The following is a 15,113-nucleotide window of genomic DNA, read 5'->3' as shown; positions in this document are numbered from 1 at the left end:
GGGTAGGTCGGTCCCGCGCTCCTTCCCCCCGCGCCACGCCCTTGAGAGAGGTGTTCGATGCCGCCCAGCGCCCCCGTGCCGTCGCGTCCCCTCGTGCGCGACCGCAGCGCCGACGAACGCCGCACCGCCGGACTGCTCGATGCGGCGCGCGCGGCATCCGGGACCCGCGTGCTCGCTGTGCGGGCGGATGCGGCGCCGGTCCGCGGCGACGCTCTCGTCGGCGTGCCCGTCTCCGCGCTGGACGAGGTGCTCGAGTGGGCGTTCCTGGGCCGCGGGCCCGCCGGCGAGGCCGTCCTCCTCGCCGTCGTCCCGGACGAGGCGGACATCGCTCTGCCCCCGGATGCCGCCTGGGCGCGGCTGCGCGAGATCGGCGGCGACCTCGTCGAGTCCGACGCCTCCATCCTGCGCACGGCCGTCGCCCTCGCGGGGTGGCTGCGCGACGCGCCCTTCTGCCCCGCGTGCGGAACCCGGACCCTCACCCGTGACGCCGGATGGGCCCGGCACTGCCCCGGATGCGGCCGCGAGCACTTCCCGCGCACGGACCCGGCGGTGATCGTCCTGGTGGTCAGCGAGGACGGCCGGCGGGTGCTGCTCGGCGCGAACGCCGCGTGGGGCGGAGCCCGGTACTCGTGCTTCGCCGGGTTCGCGGAGGCGGGGGAGTCGCTCGAGGAGGCGGTGGCGCGCGAGGTCGCGGAGGAGGCGAACGTCGTGCTGCGCGACGTCGAGTACCGCGGCTCGCAGGTGTGGCCGTATCCCCGCTCGCTCATGCTGGGCTTCCGTGCCCGTGTGGAGCACGACGCCGACGCCCGCGAGGACGGTGAGGAGATCGTCGAGGTGCGCTGGTTCACCCGCGACGAGCTCGGCGCCGCGATGCGGGGCGAGAGCGGTCTGCAGCTGCCCGGACCGGCCTCCATCGCCCGGCGCCTCATCGACGACTGGTACGAGGAGACGCGGTGAGCGCGCTCGACGGGCTCGACGAGCAGCAGCGGGAGGCGGCGCGGACCCTGCGCGGCCCCGTCTGCGTCCTCGCGGGCGCCGGCACGGGCAAGACGCGGGTCATCACGCGCCGCATCGCCCACGGCGTCGACACCGGCGCGTACTCCCCGCAGCGGGTGATGGCCGTCACCTTCACGGCGAAGGCCGCGGGGGAGATGCGCGGTCGGCTGCGTGCCCTCGGCGTCTCGGGGGTCTCCGCGCGGACGTTCCACGCGACGGCGCTGGCGCAGGTGAACTACTTCTGGCCCGCTCTCGCCGGCGACCAGGCGCCGTCCATCATCGACAACAAGGTGCGCATGCTCGCGCACGCCGCCGACGGAGTGGGGCTGTCGCCGGACACGGCCACCCTCCGCGACGTGGCCTCCGAGATCGAGTGGCGCAAGGTCACCATGCGCTCGATCGAGCAGTATGCGGCGGACCGGCCGAACGGCGTCGGACGCCTCGGGGTGGACCGCGTCGTGGACCTGCAGCGCGCGTACGAGAAGCTCAAGGACGAGCGCCGTCAGATGGACTTCGAGGACGTCCTCCTCACGTGCGCGGGGATGATCGAGGCGGAGCCCCGGGTCGCCGCCGCCGTGCACGAGCAGTACCGGCACTTCACCGTCGACGAGTTCCAGGACGTGTCGCCGCTGCAGGCGCGACTGCTCGAGCTGTGGCTCGGAGACCGCCACGATCTCTGCGTGGTGGGCGACGCCAGCCAGACCGTCTACTCGTTCACCGGCGCCGACTCGCGGTATCTGCTGGAGTTCGAGCGGACCCATCCGGATGCCAAGGTGGTGCGCCTCGAGCGCAACTACCGCTCCACGGCGCCGGTGCTCGCCGTCGCGAACGATCTCATGCGCGGCCGCGCGGGCGCGCTGGAGCTGGTCTCCGCGTCGCCGGAGCAGACACCGGCCCCCACGGTGCGCGCGTACGACGACGACGAGGACGAGGCCGCCGGGGTCGCGCGGTCCATCGCCGACCTCGTCGCGCGCGGCGCGGACCCGCGGGCGATCGCCGTCCTCTACCGCTCGCATGCGCAGTCGGCCCTGCTGCTGACGGCCCTCGCCGGCGTCGGGGTGGCGGCCACCGTGCTCGGAGGGCGACGGTTCTTCGACCTCCCCGAGGTCCGGCAGGCGATGATGGCCCTGCGCGCGGCCTCGGTGGCGCCGCTGGAGACGGGGTTCCTCGCGACCGTGCGCGACGTTCTGCGCAGCGTCGGGTTGACCGACGAGCCGCCGGCCGCCGGCGGGGCTCTGCGCGATGCCTGGGAGGCGCGCGCCGCCCTCCTGCGTCTGGCGGAGGAGGCGCCCGCGGGGACGGACCTGCGCGGCTTCACCGACGACCTGCAGGCGCGCGCCCGAGACCAGCACGAGCCGGCCACGCGGACGGTCACGCTGGCGACGCTGCACGCTGCCAAGGGACTGGAATGGGACCACGTCCACCTCGTCGGGGTCAGCGAGGGGCTGCTTCCCATCTCGTACGCCACGACCTTCGAGGCGGTCGACGAGGAGCGTCGCCTGGCGTACGTCGGCGTCACGCGCGCCGCGCGGACACTGTCCATCAGCTGGTCCCGTGGTCGGGGGCGGAGCGAACGCTCGCCCTCGCGCTTCCTCCGAGAGATCGGCAGCGGCAGTCTGCGCTCGGCCGATGTCGTCGCCAGGACCGGCGGGACGTCGCGGCGCGCAGGTGCAGGGAGCTCGTCGTCTTCGAGGGGTCCGCGCTGAGATAGTGCCGCGCGGCGCGCGCGACCTCGACGGCGAATCCCGCATCGACGTCGGGGCGCGGTCGCGCGAGGAGTTGCGCCGCGATGACCGGCCAGGCCGGGTCGCGGGAGCGGGCCGTGGCATCCAGGCAGCTCAGGCACGCCGTCAGACCGGGCCGGACGAGCGGACCGACGGCCGCCTGACCGGCGTCCAGGACGACCGGCAGATGGGGCACGTCCTCGCGGACCAGGGCGACTGCGCGGCGGGGGTCGACGCGGTGGGCGCCGAGCAGGATCACCGTCCGCCCGTCATCGGGGGCAGCGGTCCGGCTGCCCGCCCACGGCAGCACGGCGGTGTCCGGCGGCAGCCCGAGCCGGACCGCGCGGACCACGCCCGGGGACAGGTCGTCTGTCACCTGGAGGGCGACCGGCGGGGTGCGGGCGGGCGCGGCGAGAGCGGGGGCCAGCCGGGCCAGCAGCGCGTCGACGTCGGTCTCGTCGGCGCCCGACAGCCGGGCGAGGCCCTGCAGGACCGGCAGGCTCGTCCCGTTCTCGAGTGCGTCCACGGCCGCCGCGTGCCACGCGGACTCGAGGGTCAGCTGCACGAGCGGCGGCGCGCCGAACTGCACGGTGCGGTCGTCCCGCCAGAGCGGGGGAGCGGAAGGGGCGAGTCGAGGCATGCCGACGATCCTGGCGCGCCCGGAAGGCGTTCCAGGGGTTGTCCACAGGAAGAGGCGCTGACGCCTCCTCCCCAGGCCTCGTGGGTCAGACGGGTCGCTGGTCGCCCGGGGCGCCGTCGTCGTCCGACGCAGACCCGCCGTCCGACGTGGACCCGCCGTCCGACGTGGACCCGCCGTCCGACGCAGACCCGCCGTCCGATGCGGAATCACCGTCCGACGGGCCCGCGGCATCCGCCGACCCACCGTCCGAAGCAGCCTCACCGGTCTCCTCGGCCAGCAGCTGCGCGAGGGCGTCGTCCATGGCATCCGCCGGCGCGCTCTCGCCGCGGGACTGCGCGGTCAGGCGGGCGACGAGGGCCGCGGGGTCGTCGATGTCCTCGGCCGACGGCATGAGGTCGGGGTAGTCCCACAGCGCGTCGCGGCCGGCGACGCCCACCGCGTCGGTCACGGCGCGCCACAGCGCGGCGGCCTCCCGCATGCGGCGCGGTCGCAGCTCGAGCCCGACGAGCGAGCCGAGGGCCTGCTCGGCCGGTCCGCCGACCGCGCGACGACGACGGACGGCTTCGGCGATGCGCGCCGCCGAGGGCAGGCGGGCGGTCGCGTCCTCGGTGACGACATCGACCCAGCCCTCGATGGTCGCCAAGAGGTTCTCGAGGCGGGTCAGCGCCGCCGTCTGCTCCTCCGAGCGGGCGGGCAGGAGCGCGCCGCTCTCGAGGGCGTTACGGAGCTCCTCGGGCTGGGAGGGGTCGAAGCGGGAGGCGAGGTCCTCGAGGGCGTCGGTGTCGACGCGGATGCCGTGGGCGAAGTCGCGCACCTGGGAGATGACGTGCAGGCGCAGCCACCGGGCGTGCCGGAACAGGCGCGCGTGCGCGAGCTCGCGCGTGGCGAGGTAGAGCGCGAGCTGGTCGTCCGGGATCTCCAGGTCGCGCCCGAAGTCGGCGAAGTTCTGGGGCAGGATCGCCGCGTCGCCGTCGGGCATGACGGGGATGCCGACGTCGCCGCCGCCCACCACCTCGGTCGACAGGCGACCGACGACGTGGCCGAGCTGCGTGGCGAAGAGGGAGCCGCCGACGGTCCGCATGAGACGGCCCGCTCCGGCGATGAGGTCCTGCATGTCGTCCGGCGCCTGCTGGCCCAGGGCGTCGGTCAGCGCGTCGGCGATGCTGGTGGCCACGGGCTCGGCGAGCTCCTGCCACACCGGCAGGGTGGCCTGCACCCACGCGCCGCGCGTCACGGCGCGGGCCGGGTGGGGGAGGTCCGAGATCGTCGTGGCCTCGCCCAGCCACAGCGCCGCGAGGGCGAACGCCTGGTCGAGGTCGGTCCGCTGTCCGGTCGACACGCCGTGGTCGTCCTGGTTGGCGATGTGCAGGGCCTGCCGTTCGGCGAGGCTCCAATCGACGCCGTCCTGCGCGCCGGAGAACGCCCCCTGCAGCTGGCTCATCACGGCCTGCAGCATGGCGGGGTCGATCTGCATGCCCGACAGGCGTGCGAGCTGCTCGGGGTCGATGGCCCCGGTCTCGCCCGCGAGCAGGCGTCGCATGAGCTCCTGGAACTCCTCCTCGGGGCTCCGGTCGTCGTCTGCCACTTCAGCCGCCTTTCAGCCAGGTCTGGGGGTTCCGGACCTACGCTAGTCGCAGGATTCATCGCATCCCCCGGCACGGCCTCACCCCGCTTACGCCGCGCGCGAACGACCCGGCGGAGGTAGGCCACGTGACCCTGTTCGACGAGAACGTCTCCGTCGTGCCCGCGCCCCCGCGGCGCCTGCGCCGCTCGACAGCGACGGGCCTGTGGGCGCTGTCCGTGGCGCTGCTCGTCCTGCTCGTGCTGTCGTTCCTGCCGACGGCCTACGTCATCCAGCAGCCCGGTCCCGTCATCGACACCCTCGGGACGTCCGAGAACGCGGACGGGGATCAGGTGCCGCTCATCACCGTCCCGGACGGGCAGGACACGACCGGCTCCGGGCGCCTGGACCTGCTCACGGTGCAGGTCGTCGGCAATCGCGAGCGCACGCCGTCCTGGCTGGAGCTCGTGGGCGCGTGGTTCGACCCGTCCCGCGCCGTGGTGCCGCTGGACCGCATCTTCCCCGCGGGCGAGACGACGGAGGAGCGCAACACCCAGAACGTCGCGCTCATGAACGACTCCCAGCAGGAGGCCACCGCTGCCGCGCTGGAGGAGCTCGGTTACGACGTCGGCCAGCACGTGCGGGTGAACCAGTTGAACGACGACGCGGCCGCCGCGGGGTCGATCGAGGCCGGGGACACCATCCTCTCGGTCGACGGCGTCCCCGCCGACTCGGCGACGGCCGTCCGCGACGCGGTGCAGGCGGCGGCGGGCGCGCCCGTCTCGATCGAGCTCGAGCGCGACGGACGGGACTCCACCGTCGAGGTGACGCCCGCCCTCGTCGAGGACGGGGGCGAGAGCGCCTACGTCCTGGGCGTCGTGCTCGAGAACGCCTTCGACTTCCCGATCGACGTAGAGATCCAGCTGAACAACGTCGGGGGACCGAGCGCGGGCATGATGTTCGCCCTCGGCATCATCGACAAGCTGTCGTCGGTGGACCTCACGGGCGGTCAGCACTTCGCCGGAACGGGCACGATCGACGCCGAGGGGAACGTCGGGCCGATCGGCGGCATCCGTCAGAAGCTCTACGGAGCCCGGGATGCCGGGGCGACCTGGTTCCTCGCCCCGGAGGCGAACTGCGACGAGGTCGTGGGCCACGTGCCCGACGGCCTGCGCGTGTTCTCGACGGCGACGCTCGAGCAGTCGCTGACAGTGCTCGAGACGGTGCGCGACGGGGGCGATCTCGACGCCCTCCCGACGTGCGGGGCTCAAACTGCTGCGGGATCGTAGCATCCACGGCTTTCCCCCAGAACGCCGCGCCTAGGATGGTCGAGTGACCACGACCTCAGCGCCGAACCAGGCCACGCCACCCAACCGCTCCCGCCGGATCATCTCGATCTCGCTCGCGATCATCGCCGCGCTCGTCGTGGCGTTCTTCGTCTTCGCGAGTCTCTACGCCGACTGGATGTGGTTCGCACAGCTGGGCTTCACCGGAGTCCTCACGACCCAGTGGATCGCCCGGGCGGTGATGTTCGTGGTCGGCTTCCTCGCGATGGCCGTGCCCGTCTGGGGCGTCATCCAGCTGGCCTATCGCCTGCGCCCTGTCTACGCGCGTCTGAGCTCGCAGCTCGACCGCTACCAGGAGGTCGTCGAGCCGCTCCGCCGGCTGGCGATGTGGGGGATCCCCGTCTTCTTCGGCTTCTTCGCCGGCTTCGCCGCCTCGGCGCAGTGGGAGACGACGTGGCTGTGGTTCAACGGCGTCACGACCAGCGAGACCGACCCGCAGTTCGGTCTCGACACCGGCTTCTACCTGTTCGGGATGCCGTTCTACGCGGCCCTGCTCGGCTTCACGTCCGCGGTGCTCCTGGTGTGCCTGCTGCTGACCGGCGTCGTGTCGTACCTGTACGGCTCGGTGCGCGTCGGCCAGCGCGAGCTGCGCATCTCCAAGGCGGCCCGCATCCAGCTCGCGGTCCTCGCCGGTCTCTACCTGCTGGTCCAGGGCGCGAGCCTGTGGCTCGACCGGTTCCGCACCCTCGTCGAGCCCGGGGAGCGCATCACGGGTCCCGGCTACGTGGGCGCGAACGCCGTGATCCCCGGCCAGACGATCCTCGCGATCGTCGCGGTGCTCGTGGCCGTCCTCTTCTTCGTGACGGCCGTCATCGGCCGCTGGCGCTACCCGCTCATCGCGACGGCGCTGCTCGTCGTCTCCGCGATCGTCGTCGGCGCGGCCATCCCGTGGGCGGTCAACACCTTCCAGGTGCGTCCGAACGAGCTCGCGCTCGAGAGCCAGTACTACCAGCGCAACCTCGACAGCACGAAGGCCGCGTACGGCATCGACGCCGTCGAGAAGGAGAACTTCGAGGCCGCGACGCAGGCCGAGGCCGGTCAGCTCCGCGACGACGCCGCCTCCACGGCGCAGCTGCGCATCATGGACCCGGCCATCATCGGCCCGACCGTCCGCCAGCTCGAGCAGTACCGCGCGTACTACCAGTTCGAGGAGCCCCTCGACGTCGACCGCTACACGATCAACGGCCAGACCCAGGACGCCGTGGTGGCCGTCCGCGAGCTGAACATCGGTCAGCTGGGCGACGCCGCGTCGTGGCAGAACACGACCGTCGTCTACACGCACGGCTACGGCATGGTCGCGGCGGCGGGCAACGAGCGCACCGACGACGGCGACCCGGTGTTCCTCGAGCAGGCGATCCCGGGCACCGGCTTCCTCACCGATCTCGAGTACGAGCCGCGCATCTACTTCGGCGAGCAGTCCCCGCCGTACTCGATCGTCGGAAACGTCGAGGGCGGCGAGGACTTCGAGCTCGATTATCCCCTGGGGGCCGACGGCGGCACCGAGACGCGCACGACGTTCCGGGGAGACGGCGGTCCGAGCGTCGGCAACGTCTTCAACCGCCTGATCTACGCTCTCAAGTTCCAGTCGGAGCAGATCCTCTTCTCCGACTACGTCAACGACGCGTCGCAGATCCTGTACGACCGCGATCCCGTCACGCGTGTGCAGAAGGTCGCGCCCTATCTGACGCTGGACAGCGACCCGTACCCGACCGTCGTGGACGGCCGCATCCAGTGGGTCGTCGACGGCTACACCACGAGCGCGAACTACCCGTACTCGACCGGGGTCTCGCTGTCGCAGGCGATCGCCGACTCGAACAACCCGTCGCCGACGTACGCGCTGGACGACATCAACTACATCCGCAACTCGGTCAAGGCCACGGTCGACGCCTACGACGGCAGCGTCACGCTGTACGCGTGGGACGACCAGGACCCGATGCTGCAGGCGTGGCAGAAGGTCTACCCGACCTCGCTGCAGCCCTGGAGCGACATGTCGGCCGACCTGATGAGCCACGTGCGCTACCCGACGGACCTCATGAAGGTGCAGCGCTCGATGCTCGGCGTCTACCACGTGGACGACGCGCGGTCCTTCTTCCAGCAGGACAACCGGTGGACGACGCCGAACGACCCGCAGGACCCGGACAGCTTCCAGCCGCCGTACTACCTGACGATGAAGATGCCGAGCCAGGACGAGCCGTCCTACTCGATGTTCACGAGCTTCATCCCGGCATCCCAGGGCGGACAGGCGCGCAACGTGCTCACGGGCTACCTCGCCGTCGACTCCAACGCCGGTGACGAGCAGGGCACCAAGCGCGACGACTACGGCCGATTGCGGATGCTCGTGATCGACGCGGCCACGACGGTGCCCGGACCCGGACAGGTGCAGAACACGTTCGACTCCGACACGGCCGTGTCGTCGCAGATCAACATCCTCCAGCAGGGACAGTCGCAGGTGCTCCCGGGCAACCTGCTGACGCTGCCCGTCGGCGGCGGTCTGCTCTACGTGCAGCCCGTGTTCGTGCAGTCCTCCGGCGGCACGCAGCTGCCGCAGCTGCGCCGCGTGCTGGTGGCCTTCGGCGACCAGATCGCGTTCGAGAACACCCTGAGCGAGGCGCTGGACAGCCTGTTCGGCGGAGACTCGGGAGCGGACACCGGCGATGAGGAGGTCATCCCGACCGACCCGGACCAGGGCGACGGGACGACCACGCCGACCGAGCCGACCGCACCGGCGGCGGACTACGCCGCGGCTCTCGAAGAGGCCCGCCAGGCGCTGGCCGCCCGCAACGCGGCGTTCTCGAGCGGCGACCTCGCAGCGTTCGCCGAGGCGGACGAGCGTCTCACCACCGCGATCGAGCGTCTGCTCGAGCTCGACGGCTCCGGTGAGGGCGGCGACACCCAGTCCGGTACCGACGGCCAGGGCTGATCCGTTCGACCACGCCGGCGTCCCGCATTGCGCGGGGCGCCGGCGTCGTCGTTCCCGGCGTCCGACGGAAGGACGGAAGGCGGGGCGCCGCCGTCGTCGGTTCCGGCGTCAGACGGAAGGCGATGCGGCAGCGATCGAGCGCGGAGGGACCCGTGGCATCCGGGGCGAGAAGGGCACGGGATGCCTCGGCCTCCCACCCGCGCGACGCACGACGACACCCCACGGCCCCCACACCCGCCGGGGCGCCTCAGGCGCGGAGGAATCGCCCGGCTGGGCGCCACCGCCGGCGGCCTCAGGCGCGGAGGAACCACCACCAGATGAGCAGCAGGGTGGTGCCGAAGCCGGCGATCTGGTTCAGCCAGAGGAAGCGGTTCCACCCGGCGGTCGCGGACTCGCTCGTGGCATCCGTGACGTTGCGGTACGGCCACACGACGACGAGGTACGGCACGACGAGGACGGCGGCCAGCGGCCCCGGCCAGGCGGTGAATAGCATGGCGACCCCCGCGAGCGCGTAGGCGGTCAGGGCGAAGCGGACCGTCCAGCGGGCGCCGCGTGCGGTGGCGATGGAGGAGATCCCGGCGGACCGGTCCGCCTCGACGTCCTGCACGGCGCCGAAGGCGTGCGAGGCGATGCCCCAGAGCGCGAAGGCGACGAACACGACGACGAGCTGCCACGTCCACGTCGCCCCGGCGAGGACGAGTCCGTAAAGGGCGGGCGAGAAGAAGTGGATGCTGCTGGTGATCGAGTCGGCGAAGGGCCGTTCCTTCAGCCGCAGCGGCGGCGCCGAGTAGAACACGACGAAGAACAGGCTGAGCGCGAGCACGAGCCACGACAGCGGGGAGCCGACCGCCACGAGGAACACGACGAACGGCAGGCACGACAGAGCGGCCGCCCACAGCGTGATCGGGTGCATCCGCTTGGCGAGGACCGCACCGTGCGTGCCGCCCTTGCGCGGGTTGCGCAGGTCGGACTCGTAGTCGAAGACGTCGTTCACGCCGTACATGGCGAGGTTGTACGGCACGAGGAAGAACACGATGCCGACGATCAGCACCACGTCCACCTGCCGCGTGGTGAGGAGGTAGACGGCGGCGAACGGGAACGCGGTGTTGATCCAGCTCACCGGTCGCGACGAGACGAACAGCTCTCGCAGCACGCGCGCGGGGGTGAGGGTGGCCGGGGCGGTCATGCGGGTTCCTTCCGCGGGGCGATGAGCTCGAACAGCGCGGGGACGAGGAAGGCCGCGCACAGAGGGTAGGCGAAGTCCTCGAGGGGGGCCAGACCGATCCGGATGCCGCTGAGGTGCTCCTCCGGGTACGAGAAGAGGCCGACGGCGATCATGACGTTGTCGAACACGAGCGTCAGCGCGAGGAGGACGAGCGCCGTCAGCCCCGAGGATCTCATGCGTCGGCCGAAGTCGGGACGCCGCGCGGTGGAGAGCGTCACGACGATCGTCGCGACCACGAACGGCAGCACGATGAGCGGGTAGGTCATGATCGTCCCTCGTCCACGCGGTCGTCCGCGTGTCGCGGCGCCGCGGCGGACCGTCGGCGGTGGAAGACGCTCCACAGGACGACGGCGAGGTAGCTGAGGAAGACGAGGAAGAAGACCTCCTCCAGCGGCAGGTGCGGCGCCACGTCCACCCCCACGAAGAGCGGGCTGTCGCCCTTGACGAACACCCCGGTGAGGATCCCGACGGCATCCCACAGGAGGAAGAAGCACGCACCGAGGAGGACGGCGCCGGTCGTGCGCCACGGCGCCGTGCGGAGGGCCAGCCCGAACGTGAGATCGATGGCGATCATGCCGGCGAGGGAGAAGAGGATGGCACCCAGGTAGATCCCGGGCACGTCAGACCGCCGCGCGCGCCGGCTCGCTCAGGGGAGCGGGCGAGTGATCGCCGCGCATGCGCTTGACCACCAGTTCGGCCGAGATGAGGCACATCGGCAGGCCGATCCCCGGCAGCACCGAGGTGCCCGCGTAGTAGAGGCCGTCCACCTTGCGGGAGCGGTTCTTCGGGCGGAAGATCGCGCTCTGCCCGAGGGTGTGCGCGAGGCCGAGGGAGTTGCCGTGCCACGCGTGCAGGTCGGTCGCGAAGTCCTCGGGGGCGATGGTCTTGCGCACCACGATCCGTTCGGCCAGGTCGGGCACGCCCGTCCACTCCGCGATCTGCGCGATGACCCGGTCCGCCGCCTGCTCGATGCGGGGGTCGCCGGCGCCGTTCACGCCGCCGCGACCGCTCACGGGGTCCGCCGGGACGGGGACGAGCACGAAGAGGTTCTCGTGCCCGGCCGGGGCGACGGAGGTGTCGGAGGCGCTGGGACGGCAGATGTAGATGGATGCCGGATCGGGGATGCGCTTGTTCTCGCCGAAGATGGCGTCGAAGTTCGTGTGCCAGTCGTCGGTGAACAGCAGCGTGTGGTGGGTCAGCTGGGGCAGCTCGCCCTCGACGCCGAGGAGGAGCAGCAGGGCGCCCGGGCTGGGCACGCGGTTGCGCCACCACTTCTCCGGGTACTGGCGGTCCGGGGCCTCGAGGAGGTCGTTCTCGGTGTGGTGCAGGTCGGCGCCGGAGACGACGGCGTCCGCCGAGATCACGCGTCCGTCCGCCAGGCGCACGCCGCGCGCCGCGCCGCTCTCGGTGAGGATCGCCTCCACGGGCGTCCCGGTCTCGATGCGCACGCCGCGCTCGCGGGCGAGCCGCTCGATGGCCTTGATGATCTCGGTGAAGCCGCCGCGCGGGTAGAGCACGCCGTCGCCGAGGTCGAGGTGGCTCATGAGGTGGTAGAGGCTCGGGACCTCGAAGGGCGAGCCGCCGAGGAACACGGACGGGTAGGCGAGGATCTGCTGCAGCCGGGTGTTCTGGAACGAGCCGGTGACCCGCTTCCACAGCGTGCGCGTCAGCAGCGGGATGAGCGTGGGGAGTCGCTTGACGAGCGCGGGGTCGCGCAGGCCCTGCGACGACGAGTACGGGTCGTAGAGGAACTTCGAGGTGGACAGCTCGTAGGCGTCCTTCGCGGAGTCGAGATACGCCTCGACCGCGTCGCCGGAGCCGGGCTCGTGCTCCTCGAAGAGCGCGCGGACGGCCTCGCGGCCGGAGACGACGTCGATGGGGTCGCCCTTTCCCGGAGGACCGTAGACGCGGTAGGCGGGGTCCAGACGCACGAGGTCGAGCTGCTCGGCCGCACTGGTGCCCAGCAGCCGGAAGAAGTGGTCGAACACCTCGGGCATGAGGTACCAGCTGGGACCGGTGTCGAAGCGGAAGCCGTCGGCCTCCCACGAGCCCGCGCGCCCGCCGAGCTGGTCACGGGCCTCGAAGAGCTGCACGTCGTGCCCCTCGTCGGCGAGGAGCGCGGCGGTGCCGAGCCCGGCGATCCCGCCGCCGACGACGACGATGCGCTGGGAGGTCATGTGTGGGCCCCTTTCGGTGGGCGTCCGAGGAATGCGCGAGCGGCCAGGGTCGCCTTGACGCCGTCGGGAACGCGCACGCGCGGCGCGCCCGGGGCGGTGCGGCGCAGGCGCCGCGACAGTTCGGCGAAGAGGTCGTGGGCGGCCGTCACCGCGCGCCGGCAGTCCGGCGGCAGGAAGGGCACCGTGGCCGCCGCGGCGGCGAGGTCGGCGTCGATGCGGTCGAGCACCTCGATGCGCCGGTCGTCGCCGGCGGCTCCGTCCAGGTAGTCGCGACCCAGGCGGGCGGCGTCGTCGTCGAGGTCGCGCAGGAAGTTCACGTCCTGGAACGCCCGCCCGAGGCGGCGCGCGCCGTCGACGAGGTCCGCGGCCGGGAGGGCAGCGGCGGACATCCCCGCGTTGAGGAAGACCTGCAGGCACATGAGGCCGACGACCTCCGCGGAGCCGAAGACGTACGCGTCATGGGAGGCGTCGTCGTGCGCCGTGGTGTCCAGGTCCGTGCGCATCGAGGCGAAGAAGGGGGCGATGAGGTCGTCGCCGATGCCGCACTCGCGGGCCGTGCGGGCGAACGCGTGCACGACGAGGTTCGCGCTGAACCCCGTGGCGATGGCATCCCGGACCTCCTCCTCGAGCCCGTCGAGCACCGCGCGTTCGCGCTCGGGCGTCAGACCGGCGTCGTGGGCGGGACCGTCGACGATCTCGTCGGCGACGCGCACGAGCGCGTAGATGTTCCGGACGTGCGGACGCGGGCGCGGGCCGAGCAGACGGCAGGCGAGGGCGAACGACGTGGAGTACCGGTGGATGACGGCGGCGGCGGCGTCGTCGGCGGTGCGGGAGTACAGTGCGAGGCCGGTGGGGGCGAGGCTCACGGCACGCGCTCCTGCACCGCGTCGACGAGCTCGAGCAGCATGTCCTGCGAGGCGGCCGGGAGCGTCGAGGCGGTGACGATGGCGCGGGCCTCGTCGAGGGTCTCGCACACGAGCTCCTCGAGCCGGATCCGGGCACCCGAGTCCGACAGCGCCCGCTGGGCGGCGCGGATCGCGACCGGGCCGGTGTGCGCCTGGGCGAGGGCCTCGCTGACCTCGGGCCAGCTCTCGGTCTCGCGGGCCAGGACGATCAGGTGCGTCCTCTTCGCCTCGCGCAGGTCGCAGCCCTCGTCCTTGCCGGACGCGGCTGCGGTGCCGAAGGCGCCGATGAGGTCGTCGACGAGCTGGTACGCCAGCCCGAGCCGCTGGCCGAACCGCTGCAGAGCGCAGCGCTGCGGCGTCCCGGCGCCGGCGAGCACGGCACCGGCCTCGAGCGGGGCCGAGAACGAGTACACGGCCGTCTTGTCGTGGGTCGTGCGCAGCACGGTGTCGGCATCCACGTCGCCCGCGACGACGGCGTTCTCGACGTCGGCGAGCTCTCCGGCAGCGGAGACCAGGACGGCGTCCTCGACGAGGTCGAGCAGCTCCGCGCGGACGGCGCCCGGGACGTCGGCGACGGCGACGAGACGCCCGGCCTCGTGCAGTAGGAGGTCCCCGGCCAGGATGCCGGCGGCGTCGCCGAGCAGGGCGGAGCCGGGCGCGTCGGCGCCGCGGGACAGCCCGCGGCTGCGGAACTCCCCGCCGACGTTGGGGACGCCCCGCCGCTCGGTGTCGTGATCGATGACGTCGTCGTGCACGACGAACGCGGTGTGCAGCAGCTCGAAGGCCGCCGCGACGTCGTAGAGGCCCGCGCGCGCCGTCTCCGGACCCTCAAGGGTCTCGAACGCGGCGACGACGAGCAGCGGACGGAAGCGCTTGCCTCCCTGCGCAGCGCGGCGGATCGCGGATGCCAGGGCCCCGGCGCCGTCGCCCTGGGCGGCGAGCCGTCGGTCGAGGCGGGCCAGGGCACGGTCGATGGCGTCGTCGACACCGGCGCGGGCGGTGGAGGTCGAGGCGAGGGAGATCATGACACTCGTCGGATCTGCGCGGGCGGGGCGGCGTCGAACAGGTGAAGCTGCTGGGCCTGGAGGACCAACCAGGGGCTGAAAGCCCACGGGGTCGCCTCGAGGGATGCCGCGAGGTCGGCGGGGTCGACCCAGCGGTACTCGGCGACCTCGGAGGGGTTGGGCCGCGGCTCGTCGTCGGTGCGCGCGATGTACACCGGGCAGATCTCGTGCTCGACGATGCCGCTGGCGTCGACCGCGCGGTAGCGGAAGAGCGGCAGCGCCAGCTCGAGGTCGCGGACGCGCAGACCGACCTCGAACTCCGCGCGACGGTGCACCGCGGAGAGGACCGGCTCGGCGGGCTGCGGGTGTCCGCAGAAGGAGTTCGTCCATACGCCGGGCCACGTCTTCTTGTCCAGCGCGCGCCGTGTGACGAGCACCTGGCCTTCGCTGTTCAGCACATGGCACGAGAACGCGAGGTGTAGGGCCGTGTCGGTGCCGTGCACGCTGCTCTTCGGAGCCGTGCCGATCTCGTGGCCGAGGTCGTCCAGAAGCACGACATACTCGGTCTCGCTCATCGTGCCTCCAGTTTGCTAGTTTAGCTAGCGATGTGAGCCC

Annotated in this window: 12 protein-coding genes; 4 read left to right on the top strand and 8 right to left on the bottom strand. The window is 72.3% G+C overall.

Annotation, left to right across the window (positions count from 1 at the left end):
- Positions 1 to 57: 57 nt before the first annotated feature.
- Positions 58 to 957 (top strand): NAD(+) diphosphatase, encoded by a 900-nt coding sequence (nudC, locus tag ACO03V_RS04690; RefSeq protein WP_423136788.1) that lies wholly within the window; start codon positions 58 to 60, stop codon positions 955 to 957.
- On the top strand, positions 954 to 2,702 hold the full coding sequence (locus tag ACO03V_RS04685; RefSeq protein ID WP_423136787.1) for an ATP-dependent helicase: 1,749 nt from the start codon (positions 954 to 956) through the stop codon (positions 2,700 to 2,702). Before nudC ends, ACO03V_RS04685 begins: the two co-directional genes overlap by 4 nt.
- 743 nt (positions 2,703 to 3,445) lie before the next feature.
- On the opposite strand, the gene ACO03V_RS04680 is transcribed toward ACO03V_RS04685, so the two are convergent.
- The gene (locus ACO03V_RS04680; RefSeq protein ID WP_423136786.1) at positions 3,446 to 4,945 is read right to left on the bottom strand and encodes a zinc-dependent metalloprotease; all 1,500 of its coding nucleotides are present in this window, start codon (positions 4,943 to 4,945) and stop codon (positions 3,446 to 3,448) included.
- Positions 4,946 to 5,070: 125 nt separating this feature from the next.
- Here ACO03V_RS04680 and ACO03V_RS04675 point away from each other — a divergent pair, with 125 nt between their 5' ends.
- Entirely contained in the window at positions 5,071 to 6,210 is a 1,140-nt protein-coding gene (locus tag ACO03V_RS04675; RefSeq protein ID WP_423136785.1) for a YlbL family protein, read from the top strand.
- Positions 6,211 to 6,253: 43 nt separating this feature from the next.
- The gene (locus ACO03V_RS04670; RefSeq protein ID WP_367726492.1) at positions 6,254 to 9,187 is read left to right on the top strand and encodes a UPF0182 family protein; all 2,934 of its coding nucleotides are present in this window, start codon (positions 6,254 to 6,256) and stop codon (positions 9,185 to 9,187) included.
- A 292-nt stretch (positions 9,188 to 9,479) separates the two neighbouring features.
- Here ACO03V_RS04670 and ACO03V_RS04665 read toward each other — a convergent pair whose 3' ends face one another.
- Genes ACO03V_RS04665 through idi form a run of 7 tightly spaced genes read right to left on the bottom strand, consistent with a single transcriptional unit; the run spans position 9,480 to position 15,073 of the window.
- A complete protein-coding gene (locus ACO03V_RS04665; RefSeq protein ID WP_423136784.1) occupies positions 9,480 to 10,373 on the bottom strand; it encodes a prenyltransferase in 894 nt (297 codons plus the stop codon).
- Positions 10,370 to 10,678 (bottom strand): lycopene cyclase domain-containing protein, encoded by a 309-nt coding sequence (locus tag ACO03V_RS04660; protein WP_367726494.1) that lies wholly within the window; start codon positions 10,676 to 10,678, stop codon positions 10,370 to 10,372. Before ACO03V_RS04660 ends, ACO03V_RS04665 begins: the two co-directional genes overlap by 4 nt.
- Positions 10,675 to 11,031, bottom strand: a complete 357-nt coding sequence (locus ACO03V_RS04655; protein ID WP_423136783.1) for a lycopene cyclase domain-containing protein — start codon at positions 11,029 to 11,031, stop codon at positions 10,675 to 10,677. Before ACO03V_RS04655 ends, ACO03V_RS04660 begins: the two co-directional genes overlap by 4 nt.
- A gap of 1 nt (position 11,032) precedes the next feature.
- Entirely contained in the window at positions 11,033 to 12,589 is a 1,557-nt protein-coding gene (gene crtI, locus ACO03V_RS04650) for a phytoene desaturase family protein (protein ID WP_423136782.1), read from the bottom strand.
- On the bottom strand, positions 12,586 to 13,455 hold the full coding sequence (locus ACO03V_RS04645; protein WP_367726497.1) for a phytoene/squalene synthase family protein: 870 nt from the start codon (positions 13,453 to 13,455) through the stop codon (positions 12,586 to 12,588). The genes crtI and ACO03V_RS04645 overlap by 4 nt, the downstream gene beginning before the upstream one ends.
- Positions 13,452 to 14,519 (bottom strand): polyprenyl synthetase family protein, encoded by a 1,068-nt coding sequence (locus ACO03V_RS04640; RefSeq protein ID WP_367726498.1) that lies wholly within the window; start codon positions 14,517 to 14,519, stop codon positions 13,452 to 13,454. Before ACO03V_RS04640 ends, ACO03V_RS04645 begins: the two co-directional genes overlap by 4 nt.
- Positions 14,516 to 15,073, bottom strand: coding sequence for an isopentenyl-diphosphate Delta-isomerase (idi, locus tag ACO03V_RS04635; protein ID WP_423136781.1), 558 nt, complete (start codon positions 15,071 to 15,073; stop codon positions 14,516 to 14,518). Before idi ends, ACO03V_RS04640 begins: the two co-directional genes overlap by 4 nt.
- Positions 15,074 to 15,113 lie beyond the last annotated feature (40 nt).

Origin of the sequence: Microbacterium sp. HMH0099 (assembly GCF_049384025.1) — a bacterium.
GTDB lineage: Bacteria > Actinomycetota > Actinomycetes > Actinomycetales > Microbacteriaceae > Microbacterium.
Note: the sequence above shows the minus strand (reverse complement) of the source record. Positions and strands in the feature narration are given on the sequence as shown.

Excerpts from the sequence above, each read along its gene's own strand:
- crtI (WP_423136782.1), bottom strand. The coding sequence starts at position 12,589 with ATGACCTCCCAGCGCATCGTCGTCGTCGGCGGCGGGATCGCCGGGCTC.
- nudC (WP_423136788.1), top strand. The coding sequence starts at position 58 with ATGCCGCCCAGCGCCCCCGTGCCGTCGCGTCCCCTCGTGCGCGACCGC.
- ACO03V_RS04660 (WP_367726494.1), bottom strand. The coding sequence starts at position 10,678 with ATGACCTACCCGCTCATCGTGCTGCCGTTCGTGGTCGCGACGATCGTC.
- ACO03V_RS04665 (WP_423136784.1), bottom strand. The coding sequence starts at position 10,373 with ATGACCGCCCCGGCCACCCTCACCCCCGCGCGCGTGCTGCGAGAGCTG.
- idi (WP_423136781.1), bottom strand. The coding sequence starts at position 15,073 with ATGAGCGAGACCGAGTATGTCGTGCTTCTGGACGACCTCGGCCACGAG.
- ACO03V_RS04640 (WP_367726498.1), bottom strand. The coding sequence starts at position 14,519 with ATGATCTCCCTCGCCTCGACCTCCACCGCCCGCGCCGGTGTCGACGAC.